Raw genomic sequence first — 24,263 nt, 5'->3', positions numbered from 1 at the left:
CCTTTCCTCACGCCCGTCGAACGGGGGAGAGGTGGTCTGCGAAGCAGACCGGAGTGGGGGCCGACTACTTCAGGAGGCATTGTCATGACCGCCGCCGACGCCGGCGCCTTCTCCCGTCGCGCATGGCTGCTGAGCGACCGACCGGCCTCGCGCCTGCAGGCGAGGCTCGGCCGCGCCTATGTCGCCTGGCGCCGCTTCTCCGCCAATCGCTTGGCGCTGGTTGGCATGCTGATTATCATCGCGCTGCTGGTGGTCGCCGCCCTTGCCGATGTGCTGGCGCCCTATTCGCCGACCGTCGGCGATCTGAAAAATGCCCGACTGCTGGCGCCCGGCGCCGCGCACTGGTTCGGCACCGACGACCTCGGCCGCGACATCTATTCACGCATCGTGTATGGCTCGCGCTGGACGCTTTATGTGGTGATCCTCGTCGCCATCATCGCCGCGCCTATCGGCCTTCTGGTCGGCACGATCGCCGGTTATGCCTGGGGCTGGACCGACACGGTCCTGATGCGCATCACCGACATCTTCCTCGCCTTTCCCAAGCTGGTTCTGGCGCTGGCTTTCGTTGCCGCGCTCGGCCCCGGCATCGAGAACGCCGTGCTGGCGATCGCCATCACCTCCTGGCCACCTTACGCGCGCATCGCGCGAGCCGAGACGCTGACGGTGCGCAATTCCGACTACATCAAGGCGGTGCAGCTGATGGGCGCCTCGCCCTTCCGCATCGTGCTGCGCCACATCATGCCGCTCTGCATCTCCTCGCTGATCATCCGCGTCACGCTCGACATGGCCGGCATCATCCTGACCGCCGCCGGCCTTGGCTTCCTCGGTCTCGGCGCGCAGCCGCCGTTGCCCGAATGGGGCGCGATGATCGCGTCCGGACGCCGCTTCATCCTCGACCAGTGGTGGGTGGCCGCAGCCCCAGGTGCGGCCATCCTCATCGTCAGCCTCGGCTTCAACCTGCTCGGCGACGGCCTGCGCGATGCGCTCGATCCCCGGAGTGGCGACCAATGAGCGACACGCTTCTCGAGGTCGACGATCTGCGCGTCACCTTCCCGACCCGCACCGGCCTCGTGCAGGCGGTGCGCGGCGTCTCCTTCTCGCTCGGTCGCGAGCGGTTGGGCATCGTCGGCGAAAGCGGCTCCGGCAAATCGCAGACCGGCCGCGCCATCATGGGGCTGACCCCGCCGCAGGCTGAGGTCTCGGCGAAGAAGCTCGCTTTCGACGGCATGGACTTGCTTTCCATATCGCCGCGTGAGCGCCGGGCGCTGCGGGGAAACCGCATCGCCATGATCCTTCAGGACCCGAAATATTCGCTCGATCCGGTCATGACCATCGGCCGCCAGATCGTCGAGACGCTGCGCACGCATGAGAAGGTAGGAAAGACCGAAGCGCGCGAACGGGCGCTGGCGATGCTGCAGGCGGTGCAGATCCGCGACCCGGCCCGCGTCTTCGATCTCTATCCGCACGAGGTCTCGGGCGGCATGGGCCAACGCGCCATGATCGCCATGATGCTGGTCACCGGACCCGAATTGATGATCGCCGACGAGCCGACCTCGGCGCTCGACGTCACCGTGCAGCTCGACGTGCTCAATATCCTCGACAAGCTCGTCGTCGAGCGCGGCATGGGGCTGATCTTCATCTCGCACGATCTGCGCCTGGTCTCCTCCTTCTGCGACCGCGTCGTCGTCATGTATGCCGGCAAGGTGGTCGAGCAGATCAAGGCTTCGGAGCTGCGCGACGCTCAGCATCCTTACACGCGCGGCCTGCTCAACTGCATGCCCAGGATCGGCTTCGAGCGCCATCCGCTGCCGGTGCTCGACCGCAAGCCGGAGTGGGCGGCATGACGGCTTCCATCACTGTCGAAGGGCTGGAAGTAGTCTTCGACCGGTTTCGCGCGCTGAAGGGCGTCAGCCTCGAAGTCAGGGAAGGCGAGTCTTACGGGCTGGTCGGCGAAAGCGGTTCCGGCAAGTCGACGCTGCTGAGAGCCATCACAGGTCTCGCGCCGGTTTCCTCGGGCACCATTACCGTCAGGGGCAAGACGCTCGGCAAAACCCGCGACAAGGCGTTTTATCGCGAGGTGCAGATGGTCTTTCAGGATCCGTACGGCTCGCTGCATCCGCGCCAGACGGTCGACCGCCTGCTGCAGGAGCCCCTCGCGATCCATGGCATTGCCGACGGCGAGAAGCGCATCGAGCGCGCGCTGGACGAGGTAGGGCTTGGCAAGGGCTTCCGCTTTCGTTACGCGCACCAGCTCTCCGGCGGCCAACGCCAGCGCGTCGCCATTGCGCGTGCGCTGATCCTCGAACCTTCGATCCTGTTGCTCGACGAGCCGACCTCGGCGCTCGACGCTTCGGTGCAGGCGGAGGTGCTGAACCTGCTGGAGGAGGTCCGGCGGCGCCGCAAGCTCACCTTCCTGATGGTCAGCCACGACCTCGCCATCATCACCCATATGTGCGAGCGGCTGATGGTGATGCAGAACGGCGAGGCCGTGGAGACGCTGACCGCGAGCCAGCTGATCGGCCATCGCGTCAGCGAGGATTATACGCGCAATCTGTTGAGGGCCAGCGAAGGATTTGTGAGGGTTTAGCCCGCAATTGCCAAGCCGCGTCCCTGCCCAGGTGTACCGGGGAGGACTTTATCTGGGGCAGGCCCAATTGACTGGACTACGTGCCGACTTGAGCAAAACGTGAAATAAGGCCAGAAGGGATTTCAACGGCATCAAACGAGAACGGGCCCAGTCTCGATGAGGGATGGCCCGATTGAGGGATGAGATGAAGAATTCAGCCATTTCCGAACGCAAGAACCAGTCGATCTCGCGCGGCGTCGGCATGACGACACAGATCTACGCCGAACGCGCCGAGAATTCGGAAATCTGGGATGTCGAAGGCCGCCGCTACATCGACTTCTCGTCCGGCATCGCCGTCGTCAACACCGGCCACCGCCACCCGAAGGTGATCGAGGCGGTCAAGGCGCAACTTGACCGCTTCACCCACACCTGCCACCAGGTCGTACCCTATGAAAGCTACGTGCATCTCGCCGAGCGGTTGAATGGCTTGTTGCCGGGCAAGTTCGACAAGAAGACCGTGTTCGTCACCACCGGCGCCGAGGCGGTCGAGAACGCCATCAAGATCGCCCGCAACGCCACCAGCCGCCAGGCGGTCATCGCCTTTTCAGGCGGCTTTCATGGCCGCACCTTCATGGGCATGGCGCTGACCGGCAAGGTCGTGCCCTACAAGGTCGGCTTCGGCGCCATGCCCGCCGATGTCTTCCACGCCCCGTTCCCGGTGGCGCTGCACGGTGTCTCGGTCGCCGATTCGCTTGCCGCGCTCGACAAGCTGTTCAAGGCCGATGTCGATCCGGGCCGCGTTGCAGCCATCATCGTCGAGCCGGTTCAGGGCGAGGGCGGCTTCTACGAGGCGCCGCGCGATTTCATGGCAGCGCTGCGCAAGATCTGCGATCAGCACGGCATCCTGCTGGTCGCCGACGAAGTGCAGACCGGCTTTGCCCGTACCGGCAAGATGTTCGCCATGGATCATCATGACGTGGCGCCCGACCTCACCACCATGGCCAAAAGCCTCGCCGGGGGCTTCCCGCTGTCGGCCGTCACCGGCCGCGCCGAGATCATGGACGCGCCCGGCCCCGGCGGGCTCGGCGGCACCTATGGCGGCAGCCCGATCGGCGTTGCCGCCGCGCACGCAGTGCTCGACGTCATCGAGGAGGAAAAGCTCTGCGACCGCGCCAATGCGCTGGGCGCGCGGCTGAAGCAGCGGCTGGTATCGATCCGCGAGGACGTACCGGAGATCGTCGACATCCGCGGTCCAGGCTTCATGAACGCCGTCGAGTTCAACGACGTGCAGAAGGGGCTTCCGTCAGCGGAGTTCGCCAACGCGGTCAGGCTGAAGGCGCTGGACAAGGGCCTCATCCTGCTCACCTGCGGCGTCTATGGCAACGTCATCCGCTTCCTGTCCCCGATCACCATCCAGGACGGCGTCATGACCGAGGCGCTGGATATCCTGGAAACCTCGATCCGCGAGGCGCGGGCCGCCTGAGGATGGTGCGGTGCTCTTCTGACGGTCTGCACCGGCGCGCGCAAGCCGTCAGGAGCCCGGATGTTGTAACCAGGATGGGATATCCATCTTGGCGTGAAGCACGCGCCACACATCGATGTGGTCTGCCTGTTCAATATAGAAGATCAAATATGGATGACGCTTGAGCGGCAGGCTGCGTAGGCCGGGCAACCCAACTTCATAACTATATCTCAGAGAGCCTGATGCCGGGTGGCTGGCTATTAACTTGTAGGCATTCTGAAGGTCCTCGACATAGCCTAACGCCACGTGCGAACCAGCTTCACGTGCATAATAATCGACAGCGTCCTCGATATCGCGCAGAGCAAGGCTTCGAGGAATAATTGGCTTGGTGGCCACTAACTTATTGGCCCTGCGCTCGTTTCCTCAACGCTGCGAAATAGTCGTCGTCAACGGGCGCGCCCGGCACGGATGACGCACCCTCCAGGAGCAAGCTCCGCAAAAGTTGACGATCCTGATCCTGGCGGATCAATTCACGCACATATTCGCTGCTCGTGCCATAGCCTCGATCAGTCACTTGCTGATCGACAAAATTCTTCAAGCTGTCCGGCAGTGAAATGTTCATCGTGCTCATTCAGCCACTTTATGATCTATGGCAAAAATTGGCAATCTCTACGCGCTCGCCCTTGCCGGTTCGTCCCGACTGAAGGCCGCAAGCGCCGCCTTCAGCGCATCCGGCCCGCCTGCCACCGTTTGCGGCGTCGGCGAGAAGCCGGCGCCGAGCATCTTGCGGCCAAGCATGTGGTCGGCCGGGCGGTTGACGGATTCGATACCGAGCAGCCGGTTGCCCGCATAGTGGTAGATCGAGAACCTGTTCTCGGCGAGATCGCCCAGCACGACATGGTGATCGCCGCCTTGGGTCAGGCCCACCATCTGCAGCTTCATGTCGCCGATATCCGACCAGAACCATGGCACGGCCGAGAAGGGCTCGCCATGGCCGAGAACGGTGCGTGCGGCAAGCCTGGCCTGGTCGGTGGCGTTCTGCACCGATTCCAGCCGCACGTCGCCACGGGTAAACCAGTGCCGGTAGGAGGCCGCGTCGCCGATGGCGAGGATTTCGGGAACAGAGCTTTGCATATGCTGGTCGACGCGGATGCCGTTGCCGGTAGCCAGACCGGCGGCTTCAGCCAGTTCGACATTGGGCACCACGCCGATGCCGATGATCACCATCTGCGCCGGCAGGCGTTCGCCGCCCGAGGTGATCGCGGCCGAGACGCGGCCGCCTTCGCCCTCGAGGCGGGCAATGGTGGTGCCGGTCAGGATGCGCACGCCGATCGCCTCCAGGCGCTGGCGCACATGCGCCGCGATGACTGGCGCCACGGCGCGGCCGAGCAGCCGATCGACCGCCTCGACGACGGTGACGTTGCGGCCGGCCGCTCTCAGCGTTGCCGCGATCTCCAGGCCGATGAAGCCGCCGCCGAGAATGACCACGTCCTCGCTTTGCGCGCTGAGCTCGCGGATCGCCCGCGCATCGGCCAGCGAACGCAGCGAGACCACGCCGGCAAGGCTGGCGCCGTCAAGCTTGAGCAGGCGCGGCCGCGAGCCGGTCGCGAGCACCAGCCGGTCGAAGGCAAGCGTTCCACCGCCTGCGACATTCAGCCGGCTCGCGCGAGCATCGATGCTGTCGATGCGCACTCCCGGCCGGTAGTCGATGTTGTTGCCAGTGTAGAAGGCTTCGCCGCGCAAGGGCTGCGGCTTGGCCTCGGCGTCCTTGATGAAGGTCTTGGACAACGGCGGCTTGTGATAGGGCAGGTCCTGCTCGTCGCCGACCAGGACAACCGGCCCTTCATAGGCCTCTTCGCGCAGGCTGGCGGCGGCCTGCACGCCGGCATGGCCCGCACCGACAATCACAACCCCGTTGGTCATCGCAATCCTTTTTGGTCAGCAAATTTAGGCCCTTGCGCCAAGTGGCGATTGTCCGTCACCGCCGCAAGGGCCGCGCATCGGGTCGCACCCAGAATGGCTGTCTGTCAATCGGGCCCAGCGAGGCAATACCGAGCTTAAAGTTGACATTTGTAGTTTAGAATAATTCTAAACTGTTGTTTCAATTGTATATTTTGTCTCTCACCAGTTGACTCCCGGCCTCTCCATCGCTTTATGGAGAGCTGCGCTCAAAGCGCATTCCTTTGATGTCTGGGCCTTGAACCCTTTCGATTGGAGGCAAGTGGGTGTCTTTTCATCGCGAACCGCGCATTGGCGCGGCCACCATTTTTCCCGGCATGCTTATGCCTCGGCGCGGGTGGGCGCCTTTTATTGAATTTCCAAGGAACTGGAGAAGGATGATGACGGCACGTAATGGCGGCAGGCTGGCCGCGATCTGCGCCACGGCTGCACTGACGGCGGCGGTGTTCGTGTTGCCGGCGAAAGCCGAGACCGACGCCAAGGCGGTGATCAAGACCTATGCCGACATCGCTTTGGCCAAATACGAGGATTCGCTGACCACTGCGCAGGCGCTGGACAAGGCGGTGGATGCGCTCGTCGCCAGTCCCTCGGCCGACACGCTGAACGCCGCGCGCAAGGCCTGGAAGGCGGCGCGCATTCCTTACCAGCAGACAGAAGTCTACCGCTTTGGCAACAAGATCGTCGACGACTGGGAAGGCAAGGTGAATTCCTGGCCGCTGGATGAGGGCCTGATCGACTATGTCGCCAAGAGCTATGGCACCGAGTCGGACGAAAACGCGCTCTATACGGCCAACGTCATCGCCAACAAGGAAATCGAGATCAACGGCAAGAAGGTCGATGCCTCGAAGCTGACGCCCGAGTTCCTCTCCGGCACGCTGCAGGAGGCCGGCGGCGTCGAAGCCAATGTCGCGACCGGCTATCACGCCATCGAATTCCTGCTCTGGGGGCAGGACCTGCATGGCACCGGGCCGGGCGCCGGCGAGCGGCCCTTTACCGACTACGACCTCAAGAACTGCACAGGCGGCAATTGCGACCGCCGCGCCGAATATCTGAGATCGGCGACCGATCTTCTGGTGTCCGACCTGCAGGAAATGGTCGGCAACTGGAAGGAAGACGGCGCCGCGCGCAAGAACCTCACCGAGGGCGATGCGAATGCCGCCATCTCCACCATCTTCACCGGCATGGGCTCGCTCTCCTATGGCGAGCTCGCCGGCGAGCGCATGAAGCTCGGCCTGTTGCTGCACGACCCGGAAGAGGAGCACGACTGCTTTTCCGACAACACCTACATCTCGCATCTCTATGACGCGGTCGGCATCCGCGATGCCTACCATGCCAGCTACAAGCGGCTCGACGGTTCCGTGGTTTCGGGCCCGTCGGTGTCGAACATGGTGAAGGCGGCCGATCCGGCGATCGACAAGGAACTGTCGGGCAAGCTCGACACCACCGTCGCCAAGATGGCGGCCATTCAGGCGCGTGCTCTTGCCGGCGAGGCTTATGACCAGCAGATCGCCGAGGGCAACACGGAAGGCAACGCTACCGTGCAGGGGGCGATCGACGCCCTGATCGACCAGACCAAGTCGATCGAGCGCGCCGTCGGCTCGCTCAAGCTGAACCAGATCGCTTTCGAGGGTTCCGACAGCCTCGACGCGCCCGACAAGGTGTTCAAGTAAGATCGGGCATGATCCCAAAAGCCGGTTTTTGGACAAGATCATGCTCAATTGAGAAACCAGCCAAGCGGCGCCGGAACGGCGCCGTCAGCCAGAGCAAGTAGATGCTGATCTGCCATTGCAACATCATCACCGAAAAGGAGATCGAGCAGACGATCGTCGGCCTGCTGGATCAGGATCCCTGGCAGCTGATCGTGCCCGCTAAGGTCTACCACGCGATGGCCAAGCGCGGTCGCTGTTGCGGCTGTTTCCCAAATGTGGTGGAAACGATCATTCGGGTCACCGAGAATTACCACGCCCGCTCAGAGGTGGGGGGCGTGGACATCGTTTCACACCTGGATCGCGTGCGAGGCTTGCGCGGCCAATACGGGAGCAGAAGCCATGAAAGGCGAACCGCAGGTCATCGAGCGGCTTAATGAAGCTCTGTTTCTGGAGCTTGGAGCCGTCAACCAGTACTGGGTGCATTACCGTCTGCTCGAGGACTGGGGCTACACCAAGCTGGCAAAGAAGGAGCGGGCGGAATCGATCGAGGAGATGCATCACGCCGACCGGCTGATCGCGCGCATCATCTTCCTCGAGGGTCACCCGAACCTGCAGTCCGTCGCGCCGTTGCGCATCGGCCAGAATGTCAAGGAAGTGCTCGAATCCGATCTCGCCGGCGAATATGACGCGCGCACCGCCTACAAGCGCTCGCGCGAGATCTGCCAGGACGAAGGCGATTTCGTTTCGATGAAGCTGTTCGAGGATCTTTTGGCGGACGAGGAAGGACATATCGACTTCCTGGAAACGCAGCTCGATCTGCTTGCGTCGATCGGCGAGGAAAAATACGGCCAGCTCAATGCCGACTCGGCCAACGAGGCGGAGTAAGGACATGCGGGAATGCGGCGCCCCGTAGATTTTTCGCGCCGCGCGTGGCGGGCCGGGATTCACGGCTTGCCGTCCCAAAAGACCCCGCGATACCGGATTGGTCGCGGGGCATGGCTTTTGCTGGCGATCATGCCTTCCGCATCCGCCTTGGCCGGTGAGCCCGCCGCTCTGCCGACAAGCCGCACCGACCTGACGCCGAAGGACCAGGCGCGGGTTCTGGCGGTCACCAGGCCAACGGCCGATTTCACCAGACCGGAGCCGTTCGAGCTGATGCAGGGCGGCGCCGGCACCTCGCGCAAGGACATCAACCGCGATGCCTTCTCACAATCCTCCGCCAATATCACCTTCGAGGAAGAAGGAACCTTCAAGCTCGGCAACGCGCTGTTTCGCAAGAACTGGGTGTCGTCGCCGTCCTCGACCCAGGCTTCGGACGGGCTCGGACCGCTGTTCAACGAACGCGCCTGCCAGAACTGCCATCTGAAGGATGGCCGCGGGCGTCCTCCGGAAGGCGATGCCGGCTCGACATCGATGTTCCTGAGACTCGCGCGCGATGCCGGCAGCGCCGAGGAAAGGGCCGCGCTCACCGATCATAAGCTGCTGAACTTTCCCGATCCCGTCTATGGCGCGCAACTGCAGGACCTTGCGGTTCCCGGGCTCAGGGGCGAAGGCCGGATGCGCGTCGATTATCAGGAGCAAAAAGTTACGCTCGGCGACGGTGCCGTCGTTTCACTGCGCAAGCCGAGCTATACGATCGAAAATCTCGGCTACGGTCCGCTCGATCCGCGCACCACGCTGTCGCCGCGCCTGACGCCGCCGATGATCGGGCTGGGCCTGATCGAGCAGATCGCGCCGGCCGATATTCTCGCCAATGCCGATCCGGACGATCGCAACAGTGACGGGATCTCGGGCAGGCCGAACATGGTGCGCGACGAGCTGAGCGACGAGGTGACCTTGGGCCGCTTCGGCTGGAAGGCGCAGACCGCCTCGATCCGCCAGCAAACGGCCGACGCCTTTGCCGGCGATATCGGCATCTCGACGCCGGAAGTGCCGAAGCATTGGGGGGATTGCACCGAGGCGCAGACGGATTGCCTGGCCATGCCAAACGGGGTGCAGCAACGCCTTGGCACGGCCGAGGCGCCGCCGCCGGTGATGGACCTCGTCACCTTCTATTCGCAGAACCTAGCCGTGCCGGCGCGGCGCGATATCGGCAAGCCTGATGTGCTTGCCGGCAAAAAGCAGTTCTACGAGATGGGCTGCATTGCCTGCCACACGCCGAAATTCGTCACCATGCGCGGCACGCCCGACAACGCGCAGGCCTTCCAACTGATCTGGCCCTATTCCGACTTCCTGCTGCACGACATGGGCGAGGATCTTGCCGATGGGCAGCGGGTGGGCGAAGCCACGGGGAGCGAATGGCGCACCCCGCCGCTCTGGGGCATCGGGCTTACCGCGACGGTCAACGGCAATGCCTTTTACCTGCATGACGGCCGCGCCCGTACGCTTGCCGAGGCGATCCTGTGGCATGGCGGCGAGGGACAGAAGGCGCGCGACCGCTTTGTCGGTGCCGCCGCGGCCAATCGCGACGCGCTGATCAAATTCCTGGAGTCCCTATGATGTCGAAACGCGTCGCTCTGATGTCGAAACGCATGGCCCTTGCTCTTCCGTTCCTTCTGGCCGCCTTGATGCCGGCATCAGCCGCGGTCAACGCTTCCGATGTCATCGGCCGCGCGATCGACGGCTTCGTCCGCCCCGCCTATGCCGGCCTCGATGAGCATGCGGCGGGCCTGACCGAGGCGATGCACCAGCTTTGCGAAACGCCGTCCAAGGAGAAGCTCGAAGCGGCTCGCGCGGCATTTTCAGGCACCGTCGAGGCTTGGTCGGTGGCCGAGGTCATCGCCTTCGGGCCGATCAAGGAGAACAACCGGCTGGAGCGCATGCTTTATTGGCCGGACCGCAAGAGCATCGGCCTGAGGCAAGTGCAGTCCACGCTCGCATCCAAGGACCCATCAGCCACCGATCCGGCGCAACTGGCGCAAAAGAGCGTCGCCATGCAGGGCCTGGGCGCGCTCGAATATGTGCTCTACGGCGACGGCGCCGAATCCCTTGCCGGGAAAGACGATCCTTACCGCTGCGCCTATGGCGCGGCGGTTGCCGGCAATATCGAAACGATGGCGGGCGAGGTGCGCGACGCCTGGCAAAAGCCCGGCGGCTTTGCGTCGGTCTGGGGCAATCCGGGGCCGGAGAACCCGCTCTACCGCGACGGCAACGAAGCGGTGACGGAACTGGTCGGCGTCTTCATCAACGAGCTGGAAATGATCCGCGACGTGCGGCTCAAGGGATTTCTCGGCGCGAAACCCGATGCCGACAAGCCGAAGCAGGCGATCTACTGGCGCTCGCAGAACACGACGGCCTCGCTCGCCGGAAATCTCTCCGGCATCGACCAGCTGTTCCAGGCCTCCAGGCTCGGCGACGCGCTGCCCGCCGACGCGCAATGGATGGCAGAGTCCATCCACATCCAGCTCAGCAACGGCGTGACGACAGCGAAATCCGTTGCCGGTCCGATCGACAAGGCGCTCGCCGACCCCGCGCTGCGCGGCAAGCTCGAGCATTTCGCGCTGATCACTTCCAGCCTGTCGACCTTGATCGGCACCAGGATGACCGCCGAGTTCGGCCTGACCGCCGGCTTCTCGTCGTTGGATGGGGATTGATGCCGTGAGAACCGCCCTCATCGACCGCCGCGATTTCCTGCGGGCCGCGGGCGTGGGCTTCGCCGCCGCCATGGCGCCGCGCGCATGGGCGGACACGCTTGCCGCGGACGCGGTGTTCGCCACGGCCTTCGTCAAGCGCGACGGCAGTTTTGGCGCCGCCGTGCTCTCCGAGGCGGGGAAAATCCTGCACACGATCGGTCTGCCCGATCGCGGCCATGACGTCACTTTCGATCCGGTGTCGAAGCGCTCGGTGGTCTTCGCCCGCCAGCCCGGCACCTTTGCCGTGGTCTTCGACCATGCCGGCCGCGACAAGCCGTTGACCATCGCCAGCATCGCCGGCCGGCATTTCTTCGGCCACGGCGTGTTCTCGCCCGACGGCGCCTTGCTCTATGCGACAGAGAACGACTTCGACAACGCGGCAGGTGTCGTGGGCGTCTATGACGCGCGGGCGAAATTCAATCGCGTCGGCGAGTTCCCGACCTACGGCATGGGGCCGCATGAGCTGCTCCTGCTTGGCGATGGCCGCACTTTAGCCGTCGCAAATGGCGGCATCGAAACCCATCCCGACTATGGCCGCGCCGAGCTCAACATCGCGACGATGAAGCCCTCCTACACACTGGTCGACCGGATCACCGGCGACCTTATCGAAAAGCACGAATTGCCGCCGGCGCTGCATCAGCTTTCGATCCGCCACATGGATCGCGACCAGGCGGGCACCGTCTGGTTCGGCTGCCAGTATCGCGGGCCGGCGACCGACCGACCGGCATTGGTCGGCCGCGCCGCGCGCGGCAGGGAGCTCGAGCTCCTGGAAATGCCGCAGGACGTGCTCTCAGGCTTGCGCAATTATATCGGCTCGGTCGCCGCCAATGGCGCAACGGGCACGGTCGCCGTCACCTCGCCGGAGGGCAATTCGCTGGCCGTCATCGATGCCGCCAGCGGACGCGTGGTCACGACAAGAGCGCTGGTCGAGGTCTGCGGCGTCGCGCCCGACGGCGCCGGCTTCATGGCGACGACCGGCGCCGGCGAAATCGTCAGTGGCGCCGGCGCCACCCGTTCAGAGCCGGACTATGTCTGGGACAACCACATGCTACGCATTGTCGCGACGGCGTGATCGCGGCGCGTAGAAGCGAAGCCGCTTAACATTTCTCCGCCCTGGCCCTTGCGGCGGTGGCCTATGCCGGGCAGAGGGAATTGTGTTTCGATCCAGTTCGTTAACCGGCCTATGAAACTGCCCGTATGAAGCTGCTTGCCATCGACTGCGCCGCCAATCTCTGCGCCGCCTGCGTCTATGACGCGGGCGCGGGGAAGGAGCTTGGCCGCGAAGTGCGCGACCTAGGCAAGGGGCATGCCGAGCATCTGATGGCCGTCATCGAGACGGCCTTGAAAGCCGGCGGCGTCGGCTACCCTGATCTCAACGCCGTCGCCGTCTCGATCGGACCCGGCTCGTTCACCGGCCTGCGCGTCGGCGTCTCGACCGCGCGCGGCCTGGCGCTGGCGTTGAAAATCCCGGCGATCGGCGTGACGACGCTGGAAGCCCTGGCGGCGGAGGGGGCGAAAATCTTTCCCGGGCGCGCGGTGCTTGCCGCGCTCGATGCCGGCCGCGACGAAATCCACGCGGCGCTCTTTGACAAAGCGTTAGCGGAAACTTACGGGCCTTCGGCTGCCACGCTTTCCGTGGCGGCGATCATGGCCAACGGCGCCGATGCCGTCCTTGTCGGCAGCGCTGCGCCACAGATTGCCGCAGCGGCGGGACGGGCCTTCGACACCGGCCCGGTTGCCGCCACCGCCGACATCGCGACCTATGCCAGGCTGGCGTCGGCCAGAGGGCCGGGCGAAAAGCCCAAGCCGCTCTATCTGCGCGGCGCCGACGCCAAGCCGCAGGCGGGCTTCATTCTTCCAAGACAGGACAACAGTCCAAAGGAAGACCATGATCCCAAAAAGGGGGAGGCGGTTTTGCGGAAAAGTCGTGGTCCAAAAGGAAACGACGCCTGATGCGCATACCGTTCTTTCAGCCGCGCCGCAGGGAATATGCCTTGGAACCGCTGACGGTTGCCGACAGCGCCGCCGTCTCGGAGCTGCATCGCGAGGATTTCGTGCGGCCCTGGACCGATGGCGAGTTCGCAGCGCTGCTCGAGCAGGACACGGTGTTCGGCTACGCCGCGCGCGAGACAGGGCAGGGATCGAAACCTCCGGTCGGTTTCGTGCTGGCGCGGCTCGCGGCCGGCGAGGGTGAGATCCTGACCGTGGCCGTCGCCCGCACGCATCGCCGGCAGGGTCTTGGCTGGCAATTGATGGATGCGGTGCTGCGCGAGCTTCATGCGCAGCGCGCCGAAGCGCTCTTCCTCGAGGTCGACGAGACCAATGCGCCGGCGATCGCGCTTTATCGCAGGCTCGGCTTCATCCAGGTCGGTCACCGCCCGAACTATTACCGTTCGACCGAGCAGGGTCCGACCGGCGCGCTTGTCATGCGCCGCGATCTTCGCTAGCCAGTCCGCGCGATAGGGCGGAGCGAATGATCAAGAAATTGCGGATTTTCCTGGCGCTCTTCTATGTCGTCGTCTGTTCACTGGTGCTGGTGCCGCTGCAGATCCTGTCGATGAAGACGGGACTCTGGCCCGAGATCTTCATCCTGAAAATCTGGCACCGCATGATCCTGAGGGCGCTGGGCATGCGGGTGCATGTGAAGGGCGCGCTGGCCAGGGAACGTCCGCTGCTGATCGCGGCCAACCATATCTCCTGGACCGACATCATGGTGCTCGGCTCCTTTGTCGATGTGAAGTTCATCGCCAGGGCCGACATGGAAGGCTGGCCGCTGATCGGCATGCTGTCCAAGTTGCAGCGCACCGTCTACATCGAGCGCGAGCGCAAGCGCACCTCCGGCGACCAGGCGAGCGAGATCGCCAAAAGGATGGCAAAAGGCGACGCCATGGTGCTGTTCGCCGAAGGTTCGACCGGGGACGGCAACCTTGTGCTGCCGTTCAAGAGCACGCTCTTCGGCGCCGCCTCGATGGCGATTTCGGAAGGTGCGGCGGACCAGGTCTTCATCCAGCCCGTGGCGATCGCCTATACGCGCCTGCATGGCATGCCGATGGGCCGCCGCCATCGGCCGATGTCCGCCTGGATCGGCGATCAGGATTTGATGCCGCACCTGAGAACCCTGCTTGCCGAAGGCGCGATCGATGCCGAGGTGCATTTCGGCGAGCCTGTGCCGTTCTCCAAGGGCTCGAACCGCAAGGAAACGGCACGGCTGATGGAAGCCAGGGTGCGCGAGATGATGCAGGCCGTCCTCGCCGACCCGGCCAAGAGCCGGTAGCCGATGCATTTCGCCCAAAGTGCGTAGCGGTTTTGGGATAACGACATACATAAAGAAAAAGACCTGAAGCGCGTCCTGTCGGGACGACCTGCTTCAGGCAGATTCGTCTGTTTTTTGTCAAGGAAAGGCGCTAGAAGCCGCCCGATGGATTTGAACACGATTGAAAGCCACGGCATCGGCGCTGCCGCCGAGCACTCGGCCGGCACGGACCGGACGGCGAAAAAGGTCTTCGTCAAGACCTATGGCTGCCAGATGAATGTCTACGATTCCCAGCGCATGACCGATGCGCTGGCGGCCGACGGCTATGTCGCCACCGACGCCGTCGAAGATGCGGATCTTGTGCTGCTCAACACCTGCCATATCCGCGAAAAGGCGGCGGAAAAGGTCTATTCCGAGCTTGGCCGTATTCGCGACATGAAGGCCGAACGCGCCGAGACCGGCCGCGAATTGCTGATCGGCGTAGCCGGCTGCGTGGCGCAAGCCGAGGGCGCCGAGATCATCCGCCGCGCGCCTGCGGTCGATCTGGTCGTCGGCCCGCAGACCTATCACCGGCTGCCCGACGTCCTGGCGAGGGTCCGTGGCGGCGAAAAGATCGTCGAGACCGAATACGCCGTCGAGGACAAGTTCGAGCATCTGCCGCAGCCGAAGCGCGCCGAGCTAGCCAGGCGCGGCGTCACCGCTTTCCTGACGGTGCAGGAAGGTTGCGACAAGTTCTGCACCTTCTGCGTGGTGCCTTACACGCGCGGCTCCGAGGTTTCGCGCCCGGTGGCGCAGATCGTCGCCGAGGCCGAGCGCCTCGCCGAGGCCGGCGTGCGCGAGGTGACGCTGCTCGGCCAGAACGTCAATGCCTGGCACGGCATCGGCGAAAATGGCGAGGAATGGGGCCTTGGCCGCCTGCTGTTTCGTCTGGCGGAAATCCCCGGCCTGGCGCGGCTGCGCTACACCACCAGCCATCCGCGCGACATGGACGACGAATTGATCGCCGCGCATCGGGACCTGCCGGCGCTGATGCCCTATCTGCATCTGCCGGTACAGTCGGGCTCCGACCGGATTTTGAAGGCGATGAACCGGCGCCATACGGCGCGCCACTATCTGGCGCTCATCGAGCGCATTCGCGCCGCCCGCGCCGATATTGCCATGTCCGGCGACTTCATCGTCGGCTTCCCCGGCGAGACGGATGAGGATTTCGAAGCGACACTGAAATTGGTGCGCGAGGTGAACTATGCCTCGGCCTTCTCGTTCAAATATTCGCCGCGCCCCGGCACACCGGGCGCCGAAATGGATGGCCATGTCTCGGAAGCGGTGAAGGACGAGCGTCTGCAGGCTCTGCAGGCTCTGCTTCTCAGGCAGCAGCAGGATTTCGGCTTGAGCCTGGTCGGCAGGACCATCGGCACGCTGATCGAGAAGCCTGGCCGGCAGGCAGGGCAGAAAGTTGGCCGTTCGCCCTGGCTGCAGCCCGTTATTGTTGACGACAAGGCCGGCGGAATCGGTGACATTATCGACGTACGAATCACAAGGACCGGCTACAATAGCCTGTTCGCCGAACTGGCCTGACGGGCCTCGGCAGATGAGGAGAGACGGTTGAGCGCTGCTGAACTGAAGAATCCGCCCCCGAACCAGGCGTCCGGGGCTTCCGACATGGCGCACATCGTACTGACCTTCGACAACAACAAGCTTGCCAGCGCCCTTTACGGTCAGTTCGACGAGAATCTGGCCCGGCTCGAGCAGAAGCTCGGCGTGGATATCCGTTCGCGCGGCAACCAGCTTGCGATCAAAGGCTCGGCTCCGGCCGCCGAGCAGGCGCGCCGGGCGCTGGATACGCTCTACGGCATCCTGCAGAAGGGCGTCGACATCGGCCAGTCGGATGTCGACGGCGCCGTGCGCATGGCGATTGCCGCCGACGACCAGCTGACGCTGCCCACCTTGGAGCGCAAGGGCAAGGTTTCGGCCGCCCAGATCGCGACGCGCAAGAAGACGATCTATGCCCGGTCGCTGACGCAAGACGCCTATATGCGGGCGCTGGAGCGCTCGGAAATGGTCTTCGGCATCGGCCCGGCCGGCACCGGCAAGACCTATCTGGCGGTCGCGCATGCGGCCATGCTGCTCGAACGCGGCATGGTTGAGCGCATCGTGCTGTCGCGCCCGGCCGTCGAGGCCGGCGAGCGGCTGGGCTTCCTGCCCGGCGACATGAAGGAGAAGGTCGACCCCTATCTGCGGCCCCTCTATGACGCGCTCTACGACATGATGCCGGCCGACAAGGTCGAGCGGGCGATCGCCGCCGAGGTCATCGAGATCGCGCCCTTGGCCTTCATGCGCGGCCGCACGCTGGCGCATGCGGCGGTGATCCTCGACGAGGCGCAGAACACCACGCCGATGCAGATGAAGATGTTCCTGACCCGTCTCGGCGAGAACTCGCGCATGATCGTCACCGGCGATCCGACCCAGATCGACCTGCCGCCCAACACCAAGTCGGGACTGGTCGAGGCGCTGCGCATCCTCGACGGCGTCCCGGGCATCGTCACGGTCCGCTTCAACGAAGGCGACGTGGTGCGCCACCCGCTGGTCGCCGAGATCGTCAAGGCCTATGACCGCGACGGCAAGCTGGCGCGAGGCCTCGGCGCCGAAAGCTGATCAAAGGCCGCATGGCTGCAGACAACAAATCCTCTGCCGGAACCCCGGTCGACATCGATATTTTCGTCGAGGCCGGCGCTTGGCCCGCGGAAGCCGAGTTGACGCGTCTGGTCGAGCGCGCCGTTGCGGCCGCTTTTGCCGAGACCGGCGCGGGCGGCGCTTCCGAGCTCAGCGTCGTTTTTTCCGACGATGCCCATATCCAGGCGCTCAATGCCGAATGGCGCGGCAAGGACAAGCCCACCAACGTCTTGTCTTTCCCGGCGTTTTCGTTTTCGAAAGGCGGCAAGCTGCCGCCGATGCTGGGCGATATCGTGCTGGCTTCCGAGACGGTGTCTCGCGAGGCGGCACTGGAAGACAAGCCGGTTGCGAACCATATCACCCATCTTGTTATCCATGGCCTGCTGCATCTTTTGGGCCATGATCATGAGACCGACGCCGAGGCCGAGGAGATGGAAGCGATCGAGCGCGCGGCGCTTGCGAGACTTGCCATTCCCGATCCCTACGCGTAACAAAAAAGCTCAATTGACCCGATGGCGATGAACGACACACCAGAAACTGCCGCCCGTCCGGACGCCGGCAGTGCTGCCAAGTCTTCCGAAAAGACGGAAGAGGGCTCAAGTCCGAGTATTCCGACCGGCAGCGCGGCCGCTGAGCCGACGCATGCCGGTCCTTCCCTTGTCGACCGCGTGCTTGGCCTGTTCCGGCACCGCAACGGCACCAGCCTGCGCGAGGAAATCGCCGGCGCGCTTGCCGAAACGGCGACCGATGCCGGCGCCTTCTCGCCCGGCGAACGCGCCATGCTCAACAACATCCTGCGCCTGCGCGAAGTCCGGGTGGAGGACGTCATGGTGCCGCGCGCCGACATCGAGGCGGTCGAGATCAACACGACACTTGGCGATCTGCTTGGGCTGTTCGAGCAGTCCGGCCATTCGCGCATGCCGGTCTATTCCGAGACATTGGACGATCCGCGCGGCATGGTTCACATTCGCGACGTGCTCGCCCACATCACCAAGCTCGCCCGCGTCAAGAAGGGCCGCAGCAGAGCGAAGGCGCCGGTGACGACGGCGCTCGACCTCGCGCAGGTCGATCTCGCGCGCACCATCGGCGATCTCAGCCTGATCCGTCCGGTTCTGTTCGTGCCGCCCTCGATGCTTGCCTCCGACCTGATGGGGCGCATGCAGACGACCCGCACGCAGATGGCGCTGGTCATCGACGAGTATGGCGGCACCGACGGCCTCGCCTCGCTGGAGGATATCGTCGAGATGGTGGTCGGCGACATCGAGGACGAGCATGACGACGACGAGCCGATGATCACGCAGACCGGCGACGGCGTCTTCGTCGTCGACGGCAAAGCCGAGATCGACGAGGTCGCCAAGATGATCGGCGAGGATTTCGCCGCCGGCGAGCATGGCGAATATGTCGACACCATCGGCGGCATGATCTTCAACACGCTCGGCCGCGTCCCCGCTCGCGGCGAAGTGGTGCAGGCCATCCCAGGTTTCGAGTTCCACGTGCTCGACGCCGACCCGCGCCGCGTCAAGCGCGTGCGCATCGTGCAGAGCCAGAAAGGCGAGCGTCGCCGCCGTGCCGCGCGCACCGAGCAGGCCTGACACCGTCGCGACATGCCCGTCGACGATCCTTTCAAGCATGCCGTTCTCGGCTCAGGCGTCTTCTATAAAGATCCGCGCGCCGCATTGACCTGGCTGCAGGCGGCCTTCGGCTTCGAACCGAGCATGGTGGTGAGCGACGCCGACGGCCGGCTTGTCCACGCCGAAATGCGTTTCGGCGACGGCTACATCATCGTCGATTGCGAATGGGCCGAGCATGTCGCCAGACCGGCCTCGGTCGGCGGCAAGAACACCCAGGCCGTCTATATCCGGCTGCGGCAAGATCTCGACGCTCATTGCGAAAAGGCACGTGCGGCCGGCGCGGAAATTCTTCAGGGACCGACGGATCATTTCTACGGCGAGCGCCAATACCGCGCCCGCGATCCCGAGGGTCATGTCTGGACATTCAGCCAGACCGTGCGCGTTGTCCCGAAGGACGAGGCCGAGCGGCTGAGCGGCCTGCGGATCGAGGGCTGGCACAACTGAGCATTTTGCACCCAACCGGAATCGCTTGGCGTTGCAGAAATGCGGCTAAGGCAAAGAGCTGTGGCGGGATACCGATATAGCGCGACGGCGCATCAGGCTGCGCTTATCTGGGTTTGGATCGGGCGGCGCAGCCTGTTAAACCTCTAGCTCCCTGATTCGCGCGACTTGGGAAGCTTGATGCAGCGCTTTGCCGGCCGGATAATTCTGCTGTGGGGGTGGCGGCGGGCGCTGGTGGCGTTTGCCGCCGGAGCGCTGGCGGTGCTTGCCCAGGCGCCTTACGATTTCTTCGCCGTCTGCTTCGTTTCGTTTCCGGTCCTTGTCTGGCTGCTCGACGGCGCCACCGGCGAGGCGTCAGATGGCTGGTTGAGGCGCCTGAGGCCGGCCTTCGCCGCTGGCTGGTGGTTCGGCTTCGGCTATTTCCTGGCCGGTCTTTGGTGGATCGGCCAGGCATTGCTGGTCGAGGCCGATACGTTCGCTTGGGCCTTGCCCTTCGCCGTTGTCGGCATCCCGTTCGCGCTGGCCTTTTTCTATGGTTTCGCCACGGTTGTGGCGCGGCTGTTCTGGAGCAGCGATATCGGTCGTATCGCGGCGTTAGCCTTCGGCTTCGGGCTCGCGGAATGGCTGCGCGATTTCCTCTTCACCGGCTTCCCGTGGAATGCCGTCGGCTATGCCGCAATGCCGGTGCCGCTCCTGATGCAGAGCGTATCGGTGACCGGCATGATCGGCATGAATGCGCTCGCGGTCTTTGTCTTTTCGCTTCCGGCGCTCATCGCCGCGCGCCGCCATCTCAAGCTCGGCCTCGCCTTGTTTGTCCTCCTCGTCGCCGCCCATGTCGGCTTCGGCTATGTCAGGCTTGCGGCACCGGTCGAATCGAGCCGCGCGATCGACGTTCGCATCGTTCAGCCCGCTGTCGATCTCAGCGAGAAATGGGATGCCTCGGTGCGCGACCGCATCTTTGCGACTTTGCTGGGGATATCGGGGAAAGCGCCGGAACAGGGCCATGCCAAGCCGCAGCTTATCCTGTGGCCGGAGACATCGGTGCCGTTCCTCTTCACCGAGCGTCCGGACGCGCTGACGGCGCTGGGGGACATGCTGGCCGACGGCCAGATGCTGATAGCCGGTGTCGTGCGCGAAGAGGGCGGATCGGCCAATGCCGGCAGCCGCTATTACAATTCCGTCGTGGCGATCAACGACAAGGGCGAGATCGTCGATGCCGTCGACAAGGTGCATCTGGTGCCCTTCGGCGAATATCTGCCCTTCGCTGACCTGTTCGAACGCTTGGGCATAGGCCAGCTTGTTGCCGGGCCGATGAATTTCGCCGCCGGCAACGAACGCCATCCGATCGGCATTCCGGGCGGCCTGCGTGCCGCTCCGTTCATCTGCTACGAGGTGATCTTTCCCGATCTCGTTGCTGCTGACGCTGCATCCGCCGACTTGATTGTAAACGTCACCAACGACGCATGGTTCGGCGACACGCCAGGCCCGTATCAACACTTCAGGCAGGCGCAGATTCGCGCAGCGGAGAATGGAATGCCTCTGTTGCGCGCGGCTAACAATGGCATATCGGCCGTCGTCGATTCGCGCGGGCGCATTGTCGATGCGCTTGCCGTCGACGCGCGCGGCGCTATCGACGCGCATGTGCCCGTTTCTGGGCGCTCCCTCCTGCCCGCCGAACAGCGACGCATTAACGGATTGCTGATCATGTTGCTGTTTGCGCTGATTGCCTTCACACTGAATGTAAGGCAGCGGCTACGGGTGAATTGACAGTCGGCACATTAGAAACTCATACTGTAACGCCTAAAATTTTCTCGAAGTCGGTTGGAGGGTTCTGTTGGGGCAGGTGGCTCCGGCTTCATATGGGCGGAACAAATAGAAAAAGCCGGAAAAATTCGGCGAGGAAAAAATGACAGAAGAGAACAAGAAGAAGCCGAATCCGATCGACATCCATGTCGGGAGCCGCATCCGGCTGCGTCGCAATATGCTTGGAATGAGCCAGGAAAAGCTGGGTGAAAATCTCGGCATCACCTTTCAGCAGATCCAGAAGTACGAGAAGGGCACAAACAGGGTTGGCGCCAGCCGCCTGCAGGCGATCGCTTCCATCCTGAGCGTTCCTGTCGCCTTCTTCTTCGAGGATGCTCCGGGCGAGGAGCCCGCCGGCGGCACCAGGGGATTTGCCGAAGACTCCTCGATGGCGTTCGCCATTGAATTCTGCGGCAGTCCCGAAGGGCTTCAGCTCAACCGGGCCTTCGTCAAGATCGGCGACGTCAAGGTGCGCCGCAGGATCATCGATCTGGTGAAGGCGCTTTCCGCCGAGGACGCCGATTGATTTGCCTGATGCCGCCGGCGGTTTCATGCCGCCGGTGGCATAGCCGACCTTGCCTACATTCATGCCAGATCCGTCGCGCCGCTTGACGAGCGGCGCCCGGCACCGCTAACACGTGGCGCGCCAAAATCGGCAGCTTGCCGATCTTTTCAAGAGGGGACACCCGTGACGCGGCAGAACTATCTCTTCACCTCGGAATCCGTCTCCGAGGGTCATCCCGACAAAGTCTGTGACCGTATCTCCGACGAGATCGTCGATCTGGTCTATCGCGAAGCCAAGAAGACGGGCATGGATCCGTGGAAGGTGCGCGTTGCCTGCGAGACGCTGGCCACCACCAACCGCGTCGTCATCGCCGGCGAGGTCCGCGTCCCGGACACGCTTTTGAAGAAGGACAAGGCGGGCAACGTCCTCAAGGACGCGTCCGGCCACCCTGTGGTCAACCCGGCCAAGTTCAAGTCGGTTGCCCGCAAGGCGATCCGCGAGATCGGCTACGAGCAGTCCGGCTTCCACTGGAAGACCGCCAAGATCGACGTGCTGCTGCATGGCCAGTCGCCCGACATCGGCCAGGGCGTCGACAATGCCGCCGACCGCCAGGGCGAGGAAGGGGCCGGCGACCAGGGCATCATGTTCGGCTACGCCTGCCGCGAGACGCCCGACCTGATGCCGGCACCGATCTATTACAGCCACAAGATTCTCGAACTGCTGGCAGCGGCACGTCATGAAGGCAATGGCGAGGCCGGCAAGCTCGGCCCGGACGCCAAGAGCCAGGTCACCGTGCGCTATGCCGACGGCAAGGCGGCGGAAGTCACGCAGATCGTGCTCTCCACCCAGCATCTCGATGCGAACTGGGACTCCAAGAAGGTCCGCAAGGTGGTCGAGCCCTATATCCGCGAGGCGCTTGGCGACCTGAAGATCGCCGAGGACTGCAACTGGTACATCAACCCGACCGGCAAATTCGTCATCGGCGGGCCTGACGGCGATGCCGGCCTCACCGGCCGCAAGATCATCGTCGACACCTATGGTGGCGCAGCCCCCCACGGCGGCGGCGCCTTCTCGGGCAAGGACACCACCAAGGTCGACCGTTCGGCCGCCTATGCGGCGCGCTATCTTGCCAAGAACGTGGTGGCGGCCAAGCTTGCCGACCGCTGCACCATCCAACTCTCCTACGCCATCGGCGTCGCCCAGCCGCTGTCGGTCTATGTCGACCTGCACGGCACCGGCAAGGTGGACGAAGCGAAGCTCGAGGATGCCCTGCGCAAGGTAATGGACCTGTCGCCGTCGGGCATTCGCCGTCATCTCGACCTCAACAAGCCGATCTATGCAAAAACCTCGTCCTACGGCCATTTCGGTCGCAAGGCCGGTCGCGACGGCTCCTTCTCCTGGGAAAAGACCGATCTTGCCAAGGCGCTCAAGGACGCCGTCGCCGCCTGACGCCAGCGGACGCAAAGGATAGGCCGAGCCGGGCGACCGAAGGATTCTTCGGTCGCCGGCACGGCAAGACTATACGCCCGCAGCAGGCGATCGCCCTCGAAAGCGGCCTGCGCCGATACCGGATCGACCTGACGGCGCAAGCGCCGGCCGATCTCAGGACCTTGTTCAAGGCACCGGTCTCGACGCTGCAGCTGGAAATCGGCTTCGGTGGCGGCGAGCATCTCCTGCATCGCGCGACGGAGGCGCCGGCAACCGGTTTCATCGGCGTCGAGCCCTTCGTCAACGGCATGGCCAAGATGATGACGGCGCTTGCCAAGGCGCCGCTTGCCAATCTCAGGGTTTATGACGACGACGCCACGCGCCTGCTCGACTGGCTGCCGGAAGCCTCACTCGACGGCATCGACTTGCTTTATCCCGATCCGTGGCCGAAGAAGAAGCACTGGAAGCGGCGTTTTGTCGGCGCCGCCAATCTCGACCGCTTTGCCCGGGTGCTGAAAGCCGGCGGCAGGTTCCGCTTCGCTTCCGACATCGACAGCTATGTGAACTGGACGCTGCTTGCCTGTCGCGAACACGGCGCCTTCGCATGGCAGGCCGAGGACGCTTCCGGCTGGCACCAGCCCTATGACGGCTGGCCAGGCACCCGCTACGAGGCCAAGGCCATCCGCGAAGGACGGCGGCCGGCCTATCTGGCCTTCATCCGGAAATAGACGGCACCAAGGTGTCGTAATCAGCCGCTCTAGAAGCGGCCGATTCGGTCGAAAGCGGCCGGATCGATGCCGAGTTTCTTCAGGTCGCTGCGTCGCCGCTCCGCCTCACGGCATGCGGAGTTGACGAACCACTTTGGTTCTACCACATTCACAATGAACCAGAATGGAGACAGGATGATGAGCGCCTTCACCGTGCGGCTTCCGGATGAGACTGTGGCCAAGCTGGACCAACTGGCCGAAAAGGTGAATCGCTCTCGTTCCTACGTCGCCGCTCAAGCGATCGAAGACTATGTCGCCAGGGAAGAATGGCAGCTTGCCGAGATCGAGGCCGGCCTTGACGAAGCCGATCGAGGAGAATTCGCACGCGAGAAGGACTTGGCCCGCGTCATAGCGAAATACGTCAAGCCCGAACGATGAAGCGGACCCGCTGGACCCAGCGCGCCGTGCGTCGTCTCGACCAGGTTGGCGCTTTCATCGAAAAGGACAATCCAACGGCCGCGGCACGAGTGGTTGCCGGTATCGTTTCCTGTGCGGAC

27 protein-coding genes and 1 pseudogene are annotated in these 24,263 nt (G+C 64.0%); 24 read left to right on the top strand and 4 right to left on the bottom strand.

Annotation, left to right across the window (positions count from 1 at the left end; translation table 11 throughout):
• The first annotated feature begins 84 nt into the window (after positions 1-84).
• From nikC to FJ423_RS18565, 4 genes are all read left to right on the top strand, one after another.
• The gene (gene nikC / locus FJ423_RS18580) at positions 85-1,011 is read left to right on the top strand and encodes a nickel transporter permease (RefSeq protein ID WP_140843756.1); all 927 of its coding nucleotides are present in this window, start codon (positions 85-87) and stop codon (positions 1,009-1,011) included.
• Complete coding sequence (locus FJ423_RS18575; RefSeq protein ID WP_140843754.1) at positions 1,008-1,844, top strand: ABC transporter ATP-binding protein; 837 nt, start codon at positions 1,008-1,010, stop codon at positions 1,842-1,844. The genes nikC and FJ423_RS18575 overlap by 4 nt, the downstream gene beginning before the upstream one ends.
• Positions 1,841-2,587: an ABC transporter ATP-binding protein gene (locus FJ423_RS18570; protein ID WP_140843752.1), complete on the top strand. Its 747-nt coding sequence runs from the start codon at positions 1,841-1,843 to the stop codon at positions 2,585-2,587. The genes FJ423_RS18575 and FJ423_RS18570 overlap by 4 nt, the downstream gene beginning before the upstream one ends.
• Positions 2,588-2,771: 184 nt before the next feature.
• Positions 2,772-4,049 carry a 4-aminobutyrate--2-oxoglutarate transaminase gene (locus FJ423_RS18565; protein ID WP_140843750.1) on the top strand — a complete coding sequence of 426 codons (1,278 nt, stop codon included), beginning with the start codon at positions 2,772-2,774 and terminating at the stop codon, positions 4,047-4,049.
• 48 nt (positions 4,050-4,097) lie between these two features.
• Here FJ423_RS18565 and FJ423_RS18560 read toward each other — a convergent pair whose 3' ends face one another.
• From FJ423_RS18560 to FJ423_RS18550, 3 genes are read right to left on the bottom strand one after another with little or no spacing between them, the layout of a single operon-like run.
• The gene (locus FJ423_RS18560) at positions 4,098-4,424 is read right to left on the bottom strand and encodes a type II toxin-antitoxin system RelE/ParE family toxin (RefSeq protein WP_095765983.1); all 327 of its coding nucleotides are present in this window, start codon (positions 4,422-4,424) and stop codon (positions 4,098-4,100) included.
• Positions 4,425-4,428: 4 nt separating this feature from the next.
• On the bottom strand, positions 4,429-4,659 hold the full coding sequence (locus FJ423_RS18555; RefSeq protein WP_095765982.1) for a type II toxin-antitoxin system ParD family antitoxin: 231 nt from the start codon (positions 4,657-4,659) through the stop codon (positions 4,429-4,431).
• Positions 4,660-4,697: 38 nt separating this feature from the next.
• Positions 4,698-5,951: an FAD-dependent oxidoreductase gene (locus tag FJ423_RS18550; protein WP_140843748.1), complete on the bottom strand. Its 1,254-nt coding sequence runs from the start codon at positions 5,949-5,951 to the stop codon at positions 4,698-4,700.
• Between the two features lie 416 nt (positions 5,952-6,367).
• Here FJ423_RS18550 and FJ423_RS18545 point away from each other — a divergent pair, with 416 nt between their 5' ends.
• The 18 genes from FJ423_RS18545 (at position 6,368) to FJ423_RS18460 (ending at position 23,727) form a co-directional block, all read left to right on the top strand.
• Positions 6,368-7,657: an imelysin family protein gene (locus tag FJ423_RS18545; RefSeq protein ID WP_140843746.1), complete on the top strand. Its 1,290-nt coding sequence runs from the start codon at positions 6,368-6,370 to the stop codon at positions 7,655-7,657.
• A 101-nt stretch (positions 7,658-7,758) separates the two neighbouring features.
• The gene (locus FJ423_RS18540; RefSeq protein ID WP_140843744.1) at positions 7,759-8,070 is read left to right on the top strand and encodes a (2Fe-2S)-binding protein; all 312 of its coding nucleotides are present in this window, start codon (positions 7,759-7,761) and stop codon (positions 8,068-8,070) included.
• Positions 8,036-8,521 (top strand): bacterioferritin, encoded by a 486-nt coding sequence (gene bfr, locus FJ423_RS18535; RefSeq protein ID WP_095765979.1) that lies wholly within the window; start codon positions 8,036-8,038, stop codon positions 8,519-8,521. The genes FJ423_RS18540 and bfr overlap by 35 nt, the downstream gene beginning before the upstream one ends.
• A gap of 12 nt (positions 8,522-8,533) precedes the next feature.
• Positions 8,534-10,135 (top strand): di-heme oxidoredictase family protein, encoded by a 1,602-nt coding sequence (locus FJ423_RS18530; RefSeq protein WP_140843742.1) that lies wholly within the window; start codon positions 8,534-8,536, stop codon positions 10,133-10,135.
• A 20-nt stretch (positions 10,136-10,155) separates the two neighbouring features.
• Positions 10,156-11,229 carry an imelysin family protein gene (locus tag FJ423_RS18525; protein WP_140843960.1) on the top strand — a complete coding sequence of 358 codons (1,074 nt, stop codon included), beginning with the start codon at positions 10,156-10,158 and terminating at the stop codon, positions 11,227-11,229.
• A 4-nt stretch (positions 11,230-11,233) separates the two neighbouring features.
• Entirely contained in the window at positions 11,234-12,340 is a 1,107-nt protein-coding gene (locus FJ423_RS18520) for a DUF1513 domain-containing protein (protein ID WP_140843740.1), read from the top strand.
• A 125-nt stretch (positions 12,341-12,465) separates the two neighbouring features.
• The gene (tsaB, locus tag FJ423_RS18515) at positions 12,466-13,221 is read left to right on the top strand and encodes a tRNA (adenosine(37)-N6)-threonylcarbamoyltransferase complex dimerization subunit type 1 TsaB (RefSeq protein ID WP_140843738.1); all 756 of its coding nucleotides are present in this window, start codon (positions 12,466-12,468) and stop codon (positions 13,219-13,221) included.
• Positions 13,221-13,715, top strand: a complete 495-nt coding sequence (rimI, locus tag FJ423_RS18510; protein WP_140843736.1) for a ribosomal protein S18-alanine N-acetyltransferase — start codon at positions 13,221-13,223, stop codon at positions 13,713-13,715. The genes tsaB and rimI overlap by 1 nt, the downstream gene beginning before the upstream one ends.
• A gap of 26 nt (positions 13,716-13,741) precedes the next feature.
• On the top strand, positions 13,742-14,542 hold the full coding sequence (locus FJ423_RS18505; RefSeq protein ID WP_140843733.1) for a lysophospholipid acyltransferase family protein: 801 nt from the start codon (positions 13,742-13,744) through the stop codon (positions 14,540-14,542).
• Positions 14,543-14,686: 144 nt separating this feature from the next.
• Positions 14,687-16,096, top strand: a complete 1,410-nt coding sequence (gene miaB, locus FJ423_RS18500; RefSeq protein ID WP_140843732.1) for a tRNA (N6-isopentenyl adenosine(37)-C2)-methylthiotransferase MiaB — start codon at positions 14,687-14,689, stop codon at positions 16,094-16,096.
• A 27-nt stretch (positions 16,097-16,123) separates the two neighbouring features.
• Positions 16,124-17,173, top strand: coding sequence for a PhoH family protein (locus FJ423_RS18495; protein WP_095765973.1), 1,050 nt, complete (start codon positions 16,124-16,126; stop codon positions 17,171-17,173).
• 11 nt (positions 17,174-17,184) lie between these two features.
• Positions 17,185-17,682 (top strand): rRNA maturation RNase YbeY, encoded by a 498-nt coding sequence (ybeY, locus tag FJ423_RS18490; protein WP_095765972.1) that lies wholly within the window; start codon positions 17,185-17,187, stop codon positions 17,680-17,682.
• Between the two features lie 27 nt (positions 17,683-17,709).
• Entirely contained in the window at positions 17,710-18,783 is a 1,074-nt protein-coding gene (locus FJ423_RS18485) for a hemolysin family protein (protein ID WP_140843730.1), read from the top strand.
• A 12-nt stretch (positions 18,784-18,795) separates the two neighbouring features.
• A complete protein-coding gene (locus tag FJ423_RS18480; protein WP_140843728.1) occupies positions 18,796-19,266 on the top strand; it encodes a VOC family protein in 471 nt (156 codons plus the stop codon).
• Positions 19,267-19,443: 177 nt separating this feature from the next.
• A complete protein-coding gene (lnt, locus tag FJ423_RS18475; protein ID WP_140843726.1) occupies positions 19,444-21,030 on the top strand; it encodes an apolipoprotein N-acyltransferase in 1,587 nt (528 codons plus the stop codon).
• Positions 21,031-21,169: 139 nt separating this feature from the next.
• The gene (locus tag FJ423_RS18470) at positions 21,170-21,592 is read left to right on the top strand and encodes a helix-turn-helix transcriptional regulator (RefSeq protein WP_140545192.1); all 423 of its coding nucleotides are present in this window, start codon (positions 21,170-21,172) and stop codon (positions 21,590-21,592) included.
• 162 nt (positions 21,593-21,754) lie between these two features.
• Positions 21,755-23,020, top strand: coding sequence for a methionine adenosyltransferase (gene metK / locus FJ423_RS18465; RefSeq protein WP_095765968.1), 1,266 nt, complete (start codon positions 21,755-21,757; stop codon positions 23,018-23,020).
• Positions 23,017-23,727, top strand: a complete 711-nt coding sequence (locus tag FJ423_RS18460) for a tRNA (guanosine(46)-N(7))-methyltransferase TrmB (protein WP_140843724.1) — start codon at positions 23,017-23,019, stop codon at positions 23,725-23,727. Before metK ends, FJ423_RS18460 begins: the two co-directional genes overlap by 4 nt.
• A gap of 29 nt (positions 23,728-23,756) precedes the next feature.
• On the opposite strand, the gene FJ423_RS33595 is transcribed toward FJ423_RS18460, so the two are convergent.
• Positions 23,757-23,918 (bottom strand): hypothetical protein, encoded by a 162-nt coding sequence (locus FJ423_RS33595; protein ID WP_181174833.1) that lies wholly within the window; start codon positions 23,916-23,918, stop codon positions 23,757-23,759.
• Here FJ423_RS33595 and FJ423_RS18455 point away from each other — a divergent pair.
• The gene (locus FJ423_RS18455) at positions 23,902-24,144 is read left to right on the top strand and encodes a CopG family ribbon-helix-helix protein (protein WP_181174832.1); all 243 of its coding nucleotides are present in this window, start codon (positions 23,902-23,904) and stop codon (positions 24,142-24,144) included. The genes FJ423_RS33595 and FJ423_RS18455 overlap by 17 nt on opposite strands.
• Positions 24,141-24,263: pseudogene (locus tag FJ423_RS34220) on the top strand (type II toxin-antitoxin system RelE/ParE family toxin); the annotation flags it as partial. The gene FJ423_RS18455 and the pseudogene FJ423_RS34220, both read left to right, overlap by 4 nt.

The sequence above is a fragment of the Mesorhizobium sp. B2-8-9 genome (genome assembly GCF_006439475.1).
Lineage (GTDB): Bacteria > Pseudomonadota > Alphaproteobacteria > Rhizobiales > Rhizobiaceae > Mesorhizobium.
Note: the sequence above shows the minus strand (reverse complement) of the source record. Positions and strands in the feature narration are given on the sequence as shown.